The organism is Roseibium sp. LAB1 (assembly GCF_054658235.1).
This window is the reverse complement of record NZ_BAAGIB010000007.1, coordinates 97730-114849: the sequence shown is the minus strand read 5'-3', so window position 1 is coordinate 114849 and position 17120 is coordinate 97730. Positions and strand designations below refer to the sequence as shown.

Sequence of the window (17120 nt, the reverse complement as noted above, 5' to 3'; positions counted from 1 at the left end):
CGGTTTAGCGCGCGTTGCATCTCCAGCTTGTCGTCCCGGTTTGTCGCGTCAGCGACAAGACCGGGACCCAGTATGCTGTGGTGCTGGTGAGGGGCAGATACGACTTCATGCGATTACTGGAACCCTGCCTTCGCAGGGATGGCAAGGCGCATGAGGACAGATTGATAGAAATCCGCTTTGTCCGTGGACGAGCAGCGCCGCCACCCGTTCACCTCAGCCCTCCCGTGCGATCTGCCAACCGGCCCAGGACTGGCTGACGGGCATGAGCTCCAGCGAATTGATGTTGAGATGCGGCGGTTGTGTCGCAATCCAGTAGACCGTGTTTGCGATGTCTTCCGGTTGGATCGCGTTGGCGCCGCCGTAAAGCGCGTCATAGCTTTCCTGATTGCCGCCGGTGCGAACCAACGTGAATTCGCTCTCGCAAAGGCCGGGTTCAATGGAGGTGACCCGAACACCCTTGCCATGCAGGTCGGACCTGAGTCCCAAGGAGAACTGGCGCAGGAAGGCTTTCGTTGCCGCGTAGACGTTTCCACCCGGATAGGGCCAGTTGGCGGCAATGGAGGATATGTTGACGACCACGCCCTTTCGCTCGATCAGCTTGGGCAGAAGCTGATCTGTGATAGTGACGAGACCGGTGATGTTTGTGTCGATCATGGTCTTCCAGTCGGAGAGCCTCGTCGCCGGTGCCGAGGCCGTACCGAGCGCAAGACCGGCGTTGTTGACGAGGATATCGATCTCCTGAAACGCCACTGGCAGGCCTGCAAGCGCTGCCGTGGTAGCAGCTTCGTCCATGACGTCGAAGGCAAGTGGATGAAAGGCGTCCCCCAGATCCATCTTCAGCTTTTCCAGCCGGTCCGCGCGCCGGCCGGTGCCGATAACCTTCCAGCCGTTTTGCACGAACAGCCGTGCCATGGCCTGACCGAAGCCGGAGGTCGTTCCGGTGATGAGGATTGTGCCGCTCATGAGCCTGCCTTTCCGAAGGTGTCTGCAACAGTCGCTTGACCGGACCTTAGGCAGCCGGTCCGCCAGCACAATGTTAAAAGCACGTCTTGGGGGCCCTGGCTCCTATGAATTCAAGCGCTGGCTCTACGGCAGCCCTGCCACTGGTCCTAGGAGTGATGGCATTGCTTCGATTTCAAGGACCTTGCGCCATGACCCAGATGCCGATCAACATGGATCACCACTGGCTGCCGTTCACCAATAACCGCCTCTTCCACAAGGAACCGCAGATGTTTGCGCGGGCGGAAGGCGTGCGTTACTGGACGCCGGAAGGCCGGGAACTTCTGGACGGGTCTTCGGGTCTGTTCACCTGCGCAGCCGGTCACGGGCGCAAGGAAATTGCTGAGGCCGTCTACAAGCAGCTTCAGGTTCTGGATTATTCACCGCACTTCCAGCGGGCGGCGCCAATCTCCTTCGAACTTGCCGAGGTGTTGAGCGGGATTCTGCCGGAAGGACTGGACCGCATCTTCTTCGGGTCGTCCGGCTCTGAAGCGGTCGATTCCGCCATCAAGATCTGCCTTGCTTATCACAAGGCCAAGGGCGATCCGCAGCGCACGCGCTTTGTCTCGCGAGCCTGGGCCTATCACGGGGTCAATCTCGGTGGCACGTCGCTGGCGGGTATGGTCAATAACCGGCGGGATTTTTCAGGCGTTACCTGCGACGTCGTTCATATGCGCCATACATGGAACGAGGATCAGCGTTTCACGAAGGGGCAGCCGCAAGATGGCGCCTGGTTCGCGGAGGATCTGGAAGAGATTTGCAAGACCTATGGCGGGGAGACGATTGCAGCGGTTTTCGTCGAACCGATTGCCGGGTCCATCGGCACCATCGTGCCCCCCGTCGGCTATCTGCAGAAGCTGCGCGAGATTGCCGACAAATACGGTATTCTGCTGGTGTTCGATGAAGTCATCACCGGCTTCGGCCGGACAGGCTCAGCCTTCGCGGCACAGGAATTCGGTGTCACCCCGGACGTCATGACCATGGCAAAGGCCATCACCAACGGCGCTATTCCCATGAGCGCCGTGGCGGTGAAGACGGAAATTCAGAAAGCCGTCATCGACTCCATCACCGCGGATCGACCGGAACTGATGCACGGCTACACCTATTCTGCCCACCCGGTTGCCTGCGCCGCGGCCTTGGCGACGCTTGGCATCTACAAGGCCGAAGGTCTTTTCGAGCGGGCGGCGAGCCTCTCGTCCACTTTCCTGGACGGCGTGTTCAGCCTGCGCAATTTGCCCCATGTGTATGATCTGCGCGGTCATGGCATGATGGCCGGCATTCAGCTGACGCCGGGCGAAACGCCGGGAGCGAAGGGATCTCTGGTGCAGCGGAAACTGTTCGATGAAGGCCTGCACGTGAAGGCAACCGGCGATGCTCTCATCTTTGCACCGGCACTCACCACGTCCGAAGACGACCTGTCGATGATGGTCGATATCCTCCAGAAGGTCCTTGGCAAGGCGGATCTTTGAGCCGTCAGTGACTGGCTGCCCGGCCTCGAGCCGGGATTGCTACCCGCAGTCCGCCAGAACCTGGCCGAGCAGCCTGATGCCGGGTTCCATCTTTTCCTCGGCAATCGCACCGAAGCCCAGACGAATGCGGTTTCGCGGGCTGTTCGGGGAAAAATACCGGCCGTCTCCCGCCTCGATGAGGATGCCTTGCCGCGCCGACTTCGATTGCAGTTCCGCTGCCCGGACACTGTCCGGAAGCCTGATCCAGACACCGGATCCGCCGGTCGTGACTGTTGCCTGACAGGTCGGCAGATACGTTTCGATCAACCTGAAGATCTTCTTCCATTTCTGGGAAAGGATCTTTCGCTGGCGGCGGATGTGGGAATCATAATGGCCTTCTGACAGGAAGATCGCCATTGCCCGCTGATCCAGTGCCGAAGGGTGCCGGTACATCAGTCGCCTGAGTGCCCGCAGCTCCTTGACGATGCGCCTGTCCGCCGCAATGAAGCCGAGCCTCAGCCCGGGGAACAGTGCCTTGGAGAGGCTGGCAACGTGAATGACGCGGCCGGTTCGGTCGAAACTGCGCAGGGACGGTTTCTGTGAGCCGATGAAATTCAGCTCATGCTCATAGTCGTCTTCCAGAATGATGAAATCGTGCGTTTCGGCATGAGCCAGCAAGCGAAAGCGTCGTTCCATCGACATGGTGACATTGGTGGGGGACTGATGGCCAGGTGTCACGTAAACGAGACGTGCCCCTTTCAGTTCGTCTCCAACCCGCATGCCGTTTGAATCGACCGGGTGATATTTCAGCTCCGACCCGAAGGACTGGAAGATATTGCGCGTGTCGACATACCCGGGCTCTTCCATGTCGGTTCTGACGCCGGGTCGGCAAAAAAGTTGTGCCACCAGAAAGAGGGCGTTCTGTGCGCCGACAGTCACCAGGATCTCGTCCGGGTCGGCACGGAAGCCCCGCTGTGGCAGCATTCGGCGGATGATCTGGTCCACCAGCATCGGGTCGTCCTGGTCGACCAGATCGCCAATCCAGGTTGGTGCGTGCTGTGCGGTTCCCGCCAGCCGGACACAATCGCGCCAACGGGCAACGGAGGTCTTGTCGGGGGCGAGCTGTCCATAGATGAACGGGTACGGATAGGACTGCCAGTCGACCGGTTTGGAAATATTCTCCTGGGCGGCGTAGCTGTAGGTCAGAAAGGCTTGCGGATCGAAGGGGTGTTCGGCGGCGGGCAGGATGTCCTTGGCGTGATCGTCCACCCGGATGTTCAACTGCTCGCGGATGTGCCGTTCGTTGATGAAATATCCGCGCCTGCTGACAGATTTCAGATAGCCGTCTTCAACCAGCCGCTCATAGACGATGGCAACCGTGTTGCGGGATACCTTTATCTCACTGGAAAAGACGCGGGTTGCCGGCAGCGGTTCGTGCAAAGGCCACACGCCATCCAGTATAGCCTCGATCAGCCGTTCCTGAATCTGGTGCTGCAATCGTCTGCCCGGATCGAAGGGCGTCTCGAAATAGGTAGCAAGCATTTATTCTGACAGATTTTCCCTGGTGCCGGTTAGCCCGCAAGCAACAGTCTGAAGCTGATTGCCGCATCTGCAAAGCCCGTCAAGTCCTCTGGCCCCATAGTTTTCACTCTCTGGCTCTAAGGGTGAATATTGCACCGCAATATCCTTTCTTGCAACGCGGCGCAGGATCGTCCGGGCAATGCGACCCTTTCCTTAAAAATGCGACCTGTAACGCGCCAGAGCGAGAACAGTTTGGTGAGACCAACAGTGAAGGGGAAGTCATGATCAGTTTTAAAAAGGGAGCACCGGCATCGCGGCGCGAATTCCTTAAGACCGCGGCAGCGGCGGGCGCAGGTCTGTCCATGCCGGCGATCGTCAGCTCCAGCGTGCTGGCCTCGTCCGGTGAAATCAACATCATGATGTGGTCGGACTATCTGCCGGAAAGCTTCGTCAACGGCTTCACGGACAAGACGGGTATCAAGATCAACTTCACCGGCATCGGCTCCAACGAAGAGATCATCAACAAGCTGAAGGCTACCAACGGCGAAGGCTTCGACATCGTTTCACCGACCGTCAACCGCAACCTTCTTTGGGCCGAACTCGGCCTTTTGCAACCGTTTGACATGTCCAAGGTGGCGCTCGACAAGGTCAACCCGTCCATGGCGCTTGGTGAAACCCATTGGAATTTCGACGGCAAGGGCGTGTTCTGGCTGCCGCACATCTGGGGGACGGAAGGCATTGCATGGCGGACGGATGCCTTCGTTCCGGGGGGAGAATTCCCGAGCTACTACGATGTCTGGGATGAAGCCAACGCGGGCAAGACCATGGGCCGCGGACACTCCATGCTGCTTGGTCTAGGTCTTGGCCTGGAAGGCCGCGGCGAACTGGAGCCGGGCTCCATGTGGGCCGCATACGAAAGCCCGGAAAAGATGGACGAGGTCTGGACCAAGGTCGTCGAGGCCGCCATTGCCAAGAAGCCGAATATCAAGCTGATCTGGAACGATGCCGACACCCAGAAGAACGGCCTGCTGAACGAGGGCGTGATCGTCGGTCAGACCTGGGACGGACCGCCGCTCGCATTGAAGACCGCTGGTGAGCCGGTCATGTACCGGGCGCCGAAAGAAGGTGCGATGGCCTGGGTCGACGGCCTTGCCATGCCGACAGGCGCAAAGAATATCGATCAGATCTACGCCTTCATCGAGACGGCTTACGATGCCGAACTTGCCGGCGAAGCCATCAAGACCCACGGCTACAATTCACCGGTGATCGGGGCTGCCGAATTCGGCGGCGAAGTCTACGCCAAGAACTTTGCCGATGCCTATCCGGGCGAAGCGCTGGGCAAGCTCAACGCCTGGCCGGCGGAAGCTCCCTGGTACTCGGAAAAGCGGACCGAATACACCAACAAGTTCCTGTCCGCTTAAGGCCTCTCCGGCTTTCTCAATGGCGGGTGCCGGGCGCAATGCCGTCCGGCCTCCGGCTTCCTTTTTCTATTTCCCTTTTCCGCCGTCCTTCTGAGAGCGCCATGGCCACAAAAGATATTGTTCTGGATCACGTTTCCATTCGTTTTGGGGCCTATACCGCGGTCGATAATGCACATCTCGTCATCAAGGGTGGCGAATTCTTCTCGTTTCTGGGGCCATCCGGCTGCGGCAAGACCACCTTGCTACGCTGTATTTCCGGGTTCTCCGACCCGTCCGAAGGCCGTGTCCTGATCGGCGGACAGGACATGAAGGGCATCGGACCGAACAAGCGGCCGACCGCCCTGATCTTCCAGAATCTGGCGCTCTTTCCGCTGATGAGCGTTGCCGACAACATCGCCTTTCCGCTGGAGGTCAGGGGCATTGGCCGCAAGGAGCGGCGCAAGCGGGCGGACGAACTCCTGGACATGATCGCGCTTCCCGGCGTCGGTGACAAAAAGGTACACGAGCTTTCCGGTGGTCAGCGGCAGCGCGTGGCCATTGCTCGTGCCCTGGCGGTTGAACCCGATATCCTGTTGCTCGACGAGCCGCTGTCCGCGCTCGACCTGAAGCTGCGCCACCACATGCGGACCGAACTGCGCGCCATCCAGCAGCGCGTCGGATTGACCTTCATCTATATCACCCATGATCAGGGCGAGGCGCTGACCATGTCCGACCGGGTCGCGGTGATGAATGCCGGTGTGATCGAACAGGTCGATCCGCCGGAGACGATCTACAATCGTCCGAAGACGTCTTTCGTTGCGTCCTTCGTCGGTGAAACCAACGCCATCGAGGGCAAGGTCGCCGCACAGAAGGAGGCGCTGGTTTCCGTGGAAACGCCGCTCGGCCAGTTGCAGGGACGGGCTGCCGGCGGCCGACAGTACAAAGCGGGCGACAACTGCATCCTTTTCATCCGTCCCGAGCAGCTGAGCCTTGAAGGTGGTTCACACAACCAGCTGACGGCGAATTGGGTGAAGGAAGAGTTCGAAGGCAACTCCCGCCAGGTGTTTCTGGAAGCAAACGGTGTTGCCTTGCGGTTGACCCGGGTCAACCTGGGCGGATCTCCGGAACATTTGTCGGGCGGTGCGGTCACGGTCGGCTTCACTCCCGAGCAGGCGATCGTTCTGCCGCAGGGCGCGTTGGCGGGGGCGTGACAATGAAGGGGCTTCAAAACGTCTTCCGCGCGATTTCCGGCAAACATGGTTTGGGCGCAGCGTCCTTCGTCGCCGTTGCGGTTCTCTTCTGGGTGATCTGCCTGATCACCCTGCCGCAGGTCGCGATGCTCGACTATTCGTTCCGGTTCAACTTGCCGGCAGCCGATATCGGCGGTCCGCAGGATGTCTACACGCTTGAAAACTATGCCTACTTTTTTCAAGGCAATGACGGCACGGTCAACACGCTTGATATCGGCATTCTGCTCAAGACACTGATTGCCGCTGTCTTCGTAACCTGCATCGACATTCTGCTGTGCTACCCGATTGCCTTCATCCTGGCTCATTCGGCCACCGGGGTGGCGGCGCGGATGATGGTGATCGGCCTGATCGTGCCCTTCTGGGTCAACGAGATCCTGCGCGCCTTCGCTTTCCGTGTCCTGTTTGGCTCCACGGGCCTGATCAACGGCATTGGCATGTCGGTGGGGCTATGGGACCAGCCCGTCGATTTCATCCGGGCCGATGTCGCGCTCTATTCCGGCCTGACCTATGCCTACATTCTCCTGATGGTGTTCCCGATCTTCAATGCGGTCGAGGCACTTGACCGTAACCAGATCGAAGCGGCCAGGGACATGGGCGCAAGCTGGTGGCGGGTGCATTGGCGGGTGGTGCTGCCGGTCGCCAAACCGGGCATCGCTTCGGGGGCAACCATGGTGTTCATGCTGACGGCGGGCGCGTTGGCCGCGCCGCAGATCCTCGGTGGACCGTCAAACCTCTGGTTCACTCAGCTCATTTACCAGTGGTTCAACGAGAGCGCCAACTGGCAGCGCGGCTCGGCCTATGCGGTCATCCTTCTGATCGTCTGCATATCCATCGTCATGATGCTGATGCGTGTCTTCAAGGTCTCCATCGGGGAGATCGGCCGATGAACCGGGGCACGGGCGGCGGCGCCATCGCGGCAGGTTTTTCCCTGCTCTTCTTCACCTTTCTGTTCGGGCCGCTGATCATCATGGTGATCACGGCGTTCAACTCCTCCTCCTTCCCGAGGATCACACCCTGGGAATGCTTCACGACGGAATGGTTCGGCGTTCTGTTTGCCAACGACCGGCTGATGAGCGGGCTTGCCAACAGTCTGGTGATTGCCGTCAGCGTCGTTACCATTGCGGTGCCCATCGGCCTTGCAGGGGCGTTGGCGCTGTCTGAGCTCAGCCCGCGTCTTCGGGCGGCCCTCTATACGGTCCTGATCACGCCGATCCTCATACCGGGAGTGGTCCTCGGTATCTCGACCATCGTTTTCTGGGGCGCTTTCGGACGGTCAGTCGGGGCGGACTACGGCTCGATCTTCTACAGCGGCATGTTCCTGACCCTTGCCGGTCAGGTAACGTTCATTTCCGCCTATGCAATGTTGGTATTCCTGGCCCGGCTGCAGCGCTTTGATCCGATCCTGACAGAAGCCGCGCTTGATCTAGGTGCAACGCCGGGACAGGCCTTTCGCAAGATCCTGCTACCCTTCCTGTGGCCGGCCATCGGGTCTGCGGCGTTCCTGACCTTTCTGGCATCGTTCGAAAACTACAACACGACCGTTTTCACGATCCTCTCGGGCAACACCTTCACCACGGCACTTGCCTCCAAGGTCCGGCACGGAACCGATCCTTCCCTATCGGCGCTCGCGGTCATCATCATCGGCATCACGCTGATTGGAGCCGTGGTTCACGAGGCGCACATGCGGCGCAAGGAAGTGATGCGGACAGGTGCCGCCGCTCGGTCCCGCATTTACGGAAATCCGGCGCTGCGCACCCTCGTTCATCCGCTTACGATCTTCGTGATTCTGCTGGGCATAGCCGGATTGGCCACCTACCAGGGCACACGCCATGACGCGGGTGTCTGCAAACAGCAGATCCTCGACGAAAAACGCGCACGCCAGCAGGAACTTCTGGAGGAACAGCGCCGGAAAATGGAAGCGCAGCAGCAAAACCAGACGCCTGCAACCACCGCACCGGCCGAGGCCCCAATCAAGGCAAACCCGTCTCCCTTCGGTGGTGCTTTCAATCCGAACGGTCTGAAACCTGCTGAATGACGTAAGGCCGCTTCGACAAGGGCACTTGAGACCAGGGCTACAAAGTGTGGCTTGGCACAATGGCGAGCGGCGCTCCTACGGTTTGACTGCCGGCTGCCCGGACAGACGGGACAGCAGCACGGCAACGCTTTTTACCTGGAATTTCTTCAGAAGCCGGGCTCGTACGTCTTCCACAGTTCTGGGTGAAAGCCCGAGAATACGACCCATTTCCTTGCTGGTTTGCCCTTGGGAGAGAAGCAACAGCACCTCGCGCTCGCGCGGTGTCAGCTTTGGGCCGGCCGCCGCATTGTCGATCGGGGCAAAACTCAAGACGATCCGGGCCAGCGGCGTGTCGGGTGTCAGCGTGCGGGCGCGGAACCGGCACCAGATCGGCGTTCCGTCGGAGCGCCGCATCAGCCGTTCATCCGTATAGGGAAGGGAGCGGCGCAGGGGCTCAAGTCCGATATCGCGGATCTGGTGAAATTCCTGGTCCGTGCCGTACAGCAGCCGGAAACTCTGGCCGATCAGCTGGTCCTTGTTGAAGCCGAACATCTCCACGAAAGTTTCGTTGCAGGCGCGAATGATCCGGTTCTCGGTAAGCGCCAGGCCCATGGGCGCATTTTCAAATGCGAGTTGATCGAGGTCTTCCATGTTTCACCGTGTTCCTACGGTATTGGCACCGTAGTTTGACAGTAGCATAGTTCTATCCTGTTTTACCAATGGGAGGCCGTGCCGGGATGCCGCTTGCAGACGACCTGATCCGGGAGATCGATGGAAGACGCGATGATCTGATCGCGCTGACCCAGGATCTTCTGCGCATTCCCACACTCAACCCGCCCGGCGAGAACTATCGCGAGATCTGCGATTATCTGCAGAAGCGCCTGTCGAGGTCCGGCTTTGACATCGAGCTGATCCGGGCGCATGGCACACCGGGCGACAGTGACAGATATCCGCGCTGGAATATTGTCGCGCGCCGGGATGGTGACCGGCCGGGCGAATGCGTGCATTTTAACAGTCATATCGATGTGGTCGATGTCGGACACGGCTGGACAAAGGATCCCTTCGGCGGGGAACTCGTCGATGGCAAGATCTACGGCAGAGGCGCCTGTGACATGAAGGGCGGTCTGGCTGCCAGCATCGTCGCTGCCGAAGCGTTTCTTGCCGTCTGTCCGGATTTTGCCGGGGCCATCGAGATCAGCGGCACGGCGGACGAAGAATCAGGTGGCTACGGCGGCGTCGCCTATCTCGCCGGCAAGGGCTATTTCAGCCCAGACCGGGTTCAACACGTCATCATTCCCGAGCCTCTCAACAAGGACAGGATCTGCCTGGGCCACCGCGGCGTCTGGTGGGCGGAGGTGGAAACATTTGGCGAGATTGCCCACGGGTCGATGCCGTTCCTGGGGGATTGCGCCGTCCGGCACATGGGCGCTGTGATCGACGAGATGGAGCAGAGCCTGTTTCCCGCCCTGGCGCAGAAACGCACGGAAATGCCGGTGGTGCCGGAAGGGGCCAAACAGTCGACGCTCAACATCAACTCCATCCACGGCGGCCAGTCGGAAGGGGAGGCGGACTTCACCGGTCTTCCGAGCCCCTGCGTGCCGGACAGTTGCCGGATGGTGATAGACCGCCGATTCCTGCTTGAAGAAAACATCGACGACGTGCAGGCCGAAGTTCTGGAAGTGCTGAAGACGGTGGAGGGACGGCGTGACAAGTTCCGCTTTGACCTGCGCGAATTGCACAGGGTGCTGCCCACCATGACGGAAAAGGATGCGCCTGTCGTGCGGACCGTTGCCAAGGCAATTGCGGAGACCATGGGCCGCGAAGCGGAGTATGTCGTCAGTCCGGGCACATACGACCAGAAGCATATCGACCGTATCGGCAAACTGAAAAATTGTATCGCCTATGGCCCGGGCATTCTGGATCTGGCACATAAACCGGACGAATATGTCGGAGTGGATGACATGCTCGATTCTGCAAAGGTGATGGGCCGTTCGCTGATCGAGCTTTTGGCAAGGCCTAGCGAAAGCAGCCTCAATGAAGGGGGAAGTCATGCGTTTGCATAAGTTTGGATTGGGTCTGGTCAGCGCCCTGGCGTTGGCTGCGAGCATGGGAATGGCCCATGCGAAAAGCGATATCGTGGTTGCCATGCAACTGGAACCACCGCATCTGGACCCGACAGGTGCCGCTGCAGGCGCAATTGATTCTGTTCTTTATTCCAACGTCTTTGAAGGTCTGACCCGCTTCGGTCCCGATGGCTCGGTCAATCCGGGCCTTGCCGAAAGCTGGGAGATTTCCGAGGACGGCAAGACTTACACCTTCAAGCTGCACGCGGGCGTTAAATTCCATGACGGTTCGGATCTGACGGCAGACGACGTCAAGTTCAGCCTGGACCGCGCCCGCGCCGATGACAGCCAGAACGCACAGAAAGCCCTGTTCGCCGGCATCGAAAGCGTCGAGGTGGTCGATCCGTTGACCGTGAAGGTGAGCTTGACGGAGCCGAATGGCAGCTTCCTGTTCAACATGGCCTGGGGCGATGCGGTCATCGTTGCGCCGGAATCCATCGGCGATATCAAAAGCAATCCGGTCGGCACAGGTGCGTTCAAGTTCACAGACTGGGTTCAGGGCGACCGTATCGACCTGGAAAAGAACGCGGACTACTGGGGCGAGCCAGCCAAGCTCGACAAGGTCACCTTCAAGTTCATTTCCGATCCGACGGCAGCTTTCGCCGCCGTGATGGCGGAAGACGTCAACGCCTTTGTCGGTTTCCCGGCACCGGAAAACCTGCCGCAGTTCGAAGCCGATTCTCGCTTCCAGGTGCTTGTCGGCTCTACCGAAGGCGAGACAATTCTTGCCGCCAACAACAAGCTGCCGCCACTCGACAATATCAAGGTTCGGGAAGCGATCGCCCATGCGGTTGACCGGCAGGCGATCATAGATGGTGCCATGTTCGGCTACGGCACGCCGATTGGTACCCATTTCGCGCCGCATAATCCTGACTACGTCGATCTGACGGCCAACAGCCAATACGATCCGGAACTTGCCAGGAAACTGCTGGCCGAGGCCGGTTACGCGGATGGCTTTACCACCACGCTGAAGTTGCCGCCGCCATCTTACGCCCGCAGGGGCGGGGAGATCATCGCGGCACAGCTCCGGGCCGTCGGCATTGAAACCGAGATCACCAATCTGGAATGGGCCCAGTGGCTGGAGCAGGTTTTCAAGGGCAAGGATTTCGGCCTGACGATCGTCAGCCATACCGAGCCGATGGACATCGGCATCTATGCCCGGCCGGATTACTATTTCCAGTATGACAATCCGGATTTCCAGAAGCTCTTCGCCGATCTGACGGCGGAGAACGATCCGGCCAAACGCTCCGGCCTTCTGAAACAGGCCCAGGAAATGATTTCAAGGGACTATGTCAACACATACCTGTTCCAGCTCGCTTTCCCGACTATCGCCGATGCCAAGATCAAGGGGCTCTGGGAGAACCAGCCAACCCAGGCAACGGACCTGACGGCGGTCTATTGGGAAGACTGACCCATACACCGAAGTGGATGCTCGCACCCCATGTGCGGGCATCCACCTTCACTCCTATCCTTCTTGCCGGTACCTGATGCCGTTAGGCACGCGACGCCTTCATGCTGCAATATTTCCTGAAACGCCTTCTGTCCCTGGGGCTCAGCCTCGTGGCCGCGTCGGTGGTGATCTTCCTGGCTCTGGAAGTGGTGCCGGGTGACCCGGCCTCTTACATGCTCGGCCTCAATGCACAGGAAGACACGCTGGCCGCCCTGCGCCAGGAGTTGGGCCTTGGCGGCAGCATAGTCGAGCGATACGCAAACTGGGCCGGTGGACTTCTGGTCGGCGATTTCGGCACCTCCTACACCTATCGCACGCCGGTTGGCGGCATGATTGCCGACAGGCTTTGGGTGTCCTTGCCGCTGGCCCTCTATGCCCTTGTGCTGAGCACCATGATCGCCTTTCCGGCCGGCATCTGGGCCGCCTCGCGCCGCGGGTCCCATGCCGATGGCGCCGTCATGGGTGTCACCCAGCTGGGCATTGCCATTCCCAATTTCTGGTTTGCGATGCTGATGGTGCTGGTCTTTGCCATCAATCTGCGCTGGTTTTCAGCCGGCGGGTTTCCCGGGTGGGACGCAGGCTTCTTCGCCGCCATGAAAGCGCTGACCTTGCCGGCCATCGCGCTTGCCCTGCCGCAGGCGAGCATCCTGACACGGGTGATGCGATCCAGTCTGCTGGACACGCTGGGGGAGGATTTCATCCGCACCGCCAGGGCCAAGGGACTCAGCAAGGGGCAGGCGCTTTGGCGTCATGCGGTGCGCAACGCCCTTATTCCGGTGCTGACGATCCTCGGGCTGCAATTCTCCTTCCTGCTGGCGGGGGCGATCATCATCGAGAACGTCTTCTTCCTGCCGGGCCTCGGCAGGCTGGTCTTTCAGTCTATCAGCGCGCGCGACCTGATCGTGGTCGAAAGCGTGGTGATGCTGCTGGTCTTTGCGGTCATCGTTGTCAACTTCGCCGTCGACATGGCCTATGCCTGGGTCGATCCGAGACTGCGGAGGCGTCGTTGATGAACCTCCTGTTCCACAGCCGCACATTGCTTCCCGGCGCCGTTCTGACACTGCTGTTCACGGCTGCCGCGCTGATCAGCCTCGTCTGGGTTCCCTATGACACCACGGTGCTGGATATTGCCAACCGAATGAAGCCGCCAAGCTGGCTGCATCCCTTCGGCACCGATCAGTTCGGCCGTGACATCCTCAGCATGATCATGGTGGGCGCGCGAACCTCGATTGCCGTCGCGCTGGTGGCTGTCGGCATCGGCATGGCCGTCGGCGTCCCGCTCGGTCTTGCCGCCGCGGCCAGAAAAGGCGGCCTGATGGACGAGATCATCATGCGCGCCAACGATCTGGTGTTTGCTTTTCCAAGCCTTCTGATTGCTGTGATGATCACCGCCGTTTTCGGAGCGTCGGCGCTCAACGCCATCATTGCCATCGGCATCTTCAACATCCCGGTGTTTGCCCGCCTGACACGCGGCGCTGCCCTGTCGCTCTGGAACCGGGAGTACATTCTGGCGGCACGGGTCGCAGGCAAGGGCTCGGCGCGCATCTCGCTGGAGCACATCCTCCCGAATGTCGCCAATCTCCTGATCGTTCAAGGCACGATCCAGTTCTCGCTCGGCATTCTGGCTGAAGCAGGCCTCAGCTACGTCGGCCTTGGAGCGCAGCCTCCCACGGCAAGCTGGGGTCGCATGCTGGCCGACAGTCAGACGATGATATCGCTCGCGCCACATCTGGCGTTGTTCCCCGGGCTCGCGATCCTCTTGACCGTGCTTGGCCTGAACCTGCTGGGCGATGGCCTGCGCGACAGTCTCGATCCGAAACTCAGGAGGGCCCGGACATGAAACAACCTGGCATGAGCCTTCTGACCATCCGGGACCTGTCGCTTACCATCCACGGTCTGCCGATCCTCAAGAACGTCTCAATGGAGGTGGCTCCGGGTCGCATTCTGGGCGTGATCGGCGAGAGTGGATCTGGCAAGTCGATCACGGCCTTTTCCGTGCTGCAGCTGTTGCCGGGTGGTTCGATTTGCAACGGGTCAATCACGCTGTCAGGCAAGGACATCCTCTCGCTGAGTGAAGCCGAAATGTGCGGCCTGCGCGGGCGGGATGTCGGCATGGTCTTTCAGGAGCCTATGACCGCGCTCAACCCGCTGAAGACCATCGGTGACCAGGTTGCGGAGACCATCCTGATCCACGAACGTGTTTCGAAATCCGAAGCGCTGGTGCGGGCGGCAGATGCCTTGCGGCGGGCGGAACTGCCGCAGGAGCGGTTTCCGCTCAGCCGGTATCCGCATGAACTCTCCGGTGGCCAGCGCCAGAGGGTGGTCATCGCCATGGCGATTGCGTTGAGGCCCAAACTCCTGATCGCAGACGAGCCGACCACCGCGCTGGATGTCACGACCCAGGCCCAGATCCTGGATCTTCTGAAGCGTCTTGTCGCCGAGGATGGCATGGGCCTGATGCTGATCAGCCACGATCTCGCCGTCGTGGCCGACCTTGCCGACGATCTGGTGATCATGCGACAGGGCGAGGTGGTCGAAAGCGGCCCGGCAAAGGATCTTTTCGGCAATCTGCAGCATCCCTATTCGCGTGCACTCCTGGAAGCCTCCGCCCACGTGCCGGAACGCAGCAACGAGGCGTTGGAGCAGCCCCTGCTGCAGGTTCGTGATGTCGTGCGCGATTATACCGGGCACACGCACGGCTGGTGGGGCAAGACCACGCAGTTTCGCGCCGTCGACGGTGTCAGTTTCGAGATCCGAAAGGGGGAAAGCCTGGGTCTTGTCGGCGAATCCGGTTGCGGAAAATCCACACTCACACGGGCGATCCTCGGCCTGGAGGAAGTTCAGGGTGGCGAGATCCTGTTCGACGGCCTTCCGGTGTTTACCCATCACCACGCAAATCAGATCGTGCGCAGGCGCATGCAGGTGGTGTTTCAGGATCCCTATGGCAGTTTCAATCCGCGCTGGAAGGTGGAGCGGCTGATCACTGAACCGTTCCATCTCATGTCAAATCCCCCGCGTGGAACCGAGCGCGACAGCGCCATTGCCGAAGCGCTTGAAAGCGTTGGACTGAACGCGGCAGACGCCAACAAGTACATTCACGAATTTTCCGGCGGCCAGCGCCAGCGCATCGCGATTGCGCGTGCGCTCATCATCAAGCCGGATCTGATCATTCTGGACGAAGCGGTCTCCGCGCTGGATGTATCTGTTCGCGCCCAGGTGCTCGACCTCCTGGCGGATCTGGCCGACAGGTTCGGCCTGACCTACCTCTTCATCAGCCATGATCTCAGCGTGGTGCGCTCGATCACGGATCGGGTTCTGGTGATGAAATCCGGCAAGATCGTCGAGGAAGGTCCGACGAATACCGTCTTTGACCAGCCAGACCACCCATATACACAACAACTTGTTGCCGCCGCGCCGGTTCTGCCGGCCGGTATTGCATGAGGGAGAAGCCCATGACCCAGGAACTGGACCTTTGGTTCGATCCGTCAAAATGCCTGATCGGCGGAAAATGGGTGGACCCTGCCGGCGGTGAGCAATTGCCGCTCAACAATCCGTCGACCGGGGCGCGTATCGGCGCGATCGCCCGCGGTGGAGCTGCGGACATAGATGCTGCGGTCGATGCGGCAGAAGCCGCAATGGCAGGGGAGTGGGGCCGGACAAACGCTGCCGAGCGCGGCCGGTTTCTGTTCCGCTTGCGCGAGCTGGTGCTGGAGAAGGTCGATCATCTGGCGCGGATCGAATCCATCGATGTCGGCAAGCCGCTGAAACAGGCTCGCGCAGACGCCGTGGCGCTTGCCCGCTATCTGGAATTTTATGGCGGGGCAGCCGACAAGCTGCACGGCGAAACCATTCCCTATCTCGACGGCTACACGGTCTACACCTTGCGCGAACCGCATGGCGTCACGGGACATATCGTACCGTGGAACTACCCGATGCAGATCATCGGCCGATCTGTCGGCGCGGCCCTGGCAACGGGCAACGCATGTGTGTTGAAACCGGCGGAAGATGCCTGCCTGACGGCACTCGCCTTTGCGGATCTTGCTCGCCAGGCTGGTTTGCCAGCCGGGGCGTTGAACGTCGTTCCGGGGCTCGGGTCCGAAGCCGGTGCAGCGCTGACTGCTCATTCGCGCGTTCACCACATTTCCTTCACCGGATCGGTCGCGACCGGTGTTCAGGTGCAGACGGCAGCGGCAAAAAACGTTGTTCCGGTCACGCTGGAACTCGGCGGCAAGTCGCCTCAGCTTGTGTTCGAGGATGCCGATCTCGATGCCGCCCTGCCGTTTCTGGTCAACGCTGGCATCCAGAATGCCGGCCAGACCTGTTCGGCGTCCTCGCGAATTCTGGTTCACAGGTCTGTCCTTGATCAGGTGACCGAACGCATGGCGGCTCGCTATGGGGCGCTGAGGGTCGGACCGGCGCTGAACGATCTCGACGTCGGGCCGCTGATCTCGTCAAAGCAGAAGGGCATCGTCTCCAGCTTTCTGGACCGGGGTGCGGATCTTCAAAAGGTGGCGGAAGGCGTGCTGCAGGACGCACCTGATGGCGGCAACTATGTCTGCCCGACCCTGTTTGCCGGCGTTTCCCCCGGTCACGTGCTGGCGCGGGACGAGATCTTCGGTCCGGTGCAGGTGATCATCCCCTTTGACGACGAGGACGAAGCCATTGCAATCGCCAATGGCACCGACTACGGCCTCGTTGCGAGCCTTTGGACCCGCGACGGAGCGCGCCAGATGCGGCTCGCCAGAACGATCCGCACAGGCCAGGTCTTCATCAACAACTACGGTGCCGGTGGCGGTGTCGAGTTGCCGTTCGGCGGCATGGGTAAATCCGGCCACGGCCGGGAAAAGGGGTTCGAGGCTCTTTACGGCTTCACGACGCTGAAGACCGTGGCGGCGTTTCACGGGTAAGGGAAGGG

General features: G+C 60.3%; 14 protein-coding genes. 11 read left to right on the top strand and 3 right to left on the bottom strand.

Going from position 1 to position 17120, the window contains the following annotated elements:
* Positions 1-213 precede the first annotated feature (213 nt).
* Positions 214-963, bottom strand: coding sequence for an SDR family NAD(P)-dependent oxidoreductase (locus tag ACYQ54_RS26775; RefSeq protein ID WP_460087891.1), 750 nt, complete (start codon positions 961-963; stop codon positions 214-216).
* A 188-nt stretch (positions 964-1151) separates the two neighbouring features.
* On the opposite strand from ACYQ54_RS26775, the gene aptA reads away from it, so the two are divergent.
* Positions 1152-2468 (top strand): omega-aminotransferase AptA, encoded by a 1317-nt coding sequence (gene aptA, locus ACYQ54_RS26770; RefSeq protein ID WP_460087889.1) that lies wholly within the window; start codon positions 1152-1154, stop codon positions 2466-2468.
* Positions 2469-2507: 39 nt separating this feature from the next.
* On the opposite strand, the gene ACYQ54_RS26765 is transcribed toward aptA, so the two are convergent.
* Positions 2508-3989 carry an aminotransferase-like domain-containing protein gene (locus ACYQ54_RS26765; protein ID WP_460087887.1) on the bottom strand — a complete coding sequence of 494 codons (1482 nt, stop codon included), beginning with the start codon at positions 3987-3989 and terminating at the stop codon, positions 2508-2510.
* Positions 3990-4249: 260 nt separating this feature from the next.
* On the opposite strand from ACYQ54_RS26765, the gene ACYQ54_RS26760 reads away from it, so the two are divergent.
* The 4 genes from ACYQ54_RS26760 to ACYQ54_RS26745 all read left to right on the top strand — a co-directional run bounded on the left by ACYQ54_RS26760 (position 4250) and on the right by ACYQ54_RS26745 (position 8653).
* Positions 4250-5389, top strand: coding sequence for an ABC transporter substrate-binding protein (locus tag ACYQ54_RS26760; protein ID WP_460087886.1), 1140 nt, complete (start codon positions 4250-4252; stop codon positions 5387-5389).
* Between the two features lie 101 nt (positions 5390-5490).
* Positions 5491-6579 carry an ABC transporter ATP-binding protein gene (locus tag ACYQ54_RS26755; protein ID WP_460087884.1) on the top strand — a complete coding sequence of 363 codons (1089 nt, stop codon included), beginning with the start codon at positions 5491-5493 and terminating at the stop codon, positions 6577-6579.
* A 2-nt stretch (positions 6580-6581) separates the two neighbouring features.
* Complete coding sequence (locus tag ACYQ54_RS26750) at positions 6582-7505, top strand: ABC transporter permease (RefSeq protein ID WP_460087882.1); 924 nt, start codon at positions 6582-6584, stop codon at positions 7503-7505.
* Entirely contained in the window at positions 7502-8653 is a 1152-nt protein-coding gene (locus tag ACYQ54_RS26745) for an ABC transporter permease (RefSeq protein ID WP_460087880.1), read from the top strand. The genes ACYQ54_RS26750 and ACYQ54_RS26745 overlap by 4 nt, the downstream gene beginning before the upstream one ends.
* A gap of 75 nt (positions 8654-8728) precedes the next feature.
* On the opposite strand, the gene ACYQ54_RS26740 is transcribed toward ACYQ54_RS26745, so the two are convergent.
* Positions 8729-9283 carry a helix-turn-helix transcriptional regulator gene (locus ACYQ54_RS26740; protein WP_460087877.1) on the bottom strand — a complete coding sequence of 185 codons (555 nt, stop codon included), beginning with the start codon at positions 9281-9283 and terminating at the stop codon, positions 8729-8731.
* An 86-nt stretch (positions 9284-9369) separates the two neighbouring features.
* On the opposite strand from ACYQ54_RS26740, the gene ACYQ54_RS26735 reads away from it, so the two are divergent.
* The 6 genes from ACYQ54_RS26735 (at position 9370) to ACYQ54_RS26710 (ending at position 17112) form a co-directional block, all read left to right on the top strand.
* Complete coding sequence (locus ACYQ54_RS26735; RefSeq protein ID WP_460087876.1) at positions 9370-10695, top strand: acetylornithine deacetylase/succinyl-diaminopimelate desuccinylase family protein; 1326 nt, start codon at positions 9370-9372, stop codon at positions 10693-10695.
* Entirely contained in the window at positions 10682-12166 is a 1485-nt protein-coding gene (locus ACYQ54_RS26730) for an ABC transporter substrate-binding protein (RefSeq protein ID WP_460087874.1), read from the top strand. Before ACYQ54_RS26735 ends, ACYQ54_RS26730 begins: the two co-directional genes overlap by 14 nt.
* A 101-nt stretch (positions 12167-12267) precedes the next feature.
* Positions 12268-13215, top strand: a complete 948-nt coding sequence (locus ACYQ54_RS26725; RefSeq protein ID WP_460087873.1) for an ABC transporter permease — start codon at positions 12268-12270, stop codon at positions 13213-13215.
* Positions 13215-14045, top strand: a complete 831-nt coding sequence (locus ACYQ54_RS26720; RefSeq protein ID WP_460087870.1) for an ABC transporter permease — start codon at positions 13215-13217, stop codon at positions 14043-14045. Before ACYQ54_RS26725 ends, ACYQ54_RS26720 begins: the two co-directional genes overlap by 1 nt.
* 11 nt (positions 14046-14056) lie before the next feature.
* Positions 14057-15646: an ABC transporter ATP-binding protein gene (locus tag ACYQ54_RS26715; RefSeq protein WP_460087918.1), complete on the top strand. Its 1590-nt coding sequence runs from the start codon at positions 14057-14059 to the stop codon at positions 15644-15646.
* Positions 15647-15657: 11 nt separating this feature from the next.
* Positions 15658-17112: an aldehyde dehydrogenase family protein gene (locus tag ACYQ54_RS26710; protein WP_460087868.1), complete on the top strand. Its 1455-nt coding sequence runs from the start codon at positions 15658-15660 to the stop codon at positions 17110-17112.
* Positions 17113-17120: the final 8 nt, after the last annotated feature.